This is a genomic window from Kitasatospora sp. NPDC023118, from assembly GCF_055560875.1.
This window is the reverse complement of the sequence record NZ_JBVHHW010000084.1, coordinates 1-548: the sequence shown is the minus strand read 5'-3', so window position 1 is coordinate 548 and position 548 is coordinate 1. Positions and strand designations below refer to the sequence as shown.

1 protein-coding gene is annotated in these 548 nt (G+C 74.3%); it reads right to left on the bottom strand.

Annotation, left to right across the window (positions count from 1 at the left end; all coding sequences use genetic code 11):
* Positions 1–125 precede the first annotated feature (125 nt).
* Positions 126–548, bottom strand: a 423-nt coding sequence (locus ACZ3UD_RS37625; protein ID WP_465598599.1) for an electron transfer flavoprotein subunit alpha/FixB family protein, incomplete at its 5' end; no start/stop codon positions are given.

The window sequence follows — 548 nt, the reverse complement described above, 5'->3', positions numbered from 1 at the left end:
GACCCGCATACCCGGTGAGGGCCGCGTGTTGGGGCCCTCCCGCCCCCCCCCCCCCCACGCCGGAGGGCGTGGCACTCAGTACCGGGGGTACCGAGTGCCACGCCCTCCGTGGTTCGTCCGGGGGATCAGGCCTTGCGGGCCTTCACCTCGGCGGTGAGCTGCGGCAGGACCTGGAAGAGGTCGCCGACCACGCCGTAGTCGACCAGCTCGAAGATCGGGGCCTCGGGGTCCTTGTTGACGGCCACGATGGTCTTCGAGGTCTGCATGCCGGCCCGGTGCTGGATCGCGCCCGAGATGCCGTTGGCCACGTACAGCTGCGGGGAGACCTGCTTGCCGGTCTGGCCGACCTGGCTGCTGTGCGGGTACCAGCCGGCGTCGACGGCGGCACGCGAGGCGCCGACGGCCGCGCCGAGCGCGTCCGCGAGCTCCTCGACCACGCCGAAGCCCTCGGCGGCACCGACGCCGCGGCCGCCGGAGACCACGATGGCGGCCTCGGTCAGCTCGGGGCGGCCGGTGGAGACGCGCGGGGTGCGCGAGGTGACCTTGGC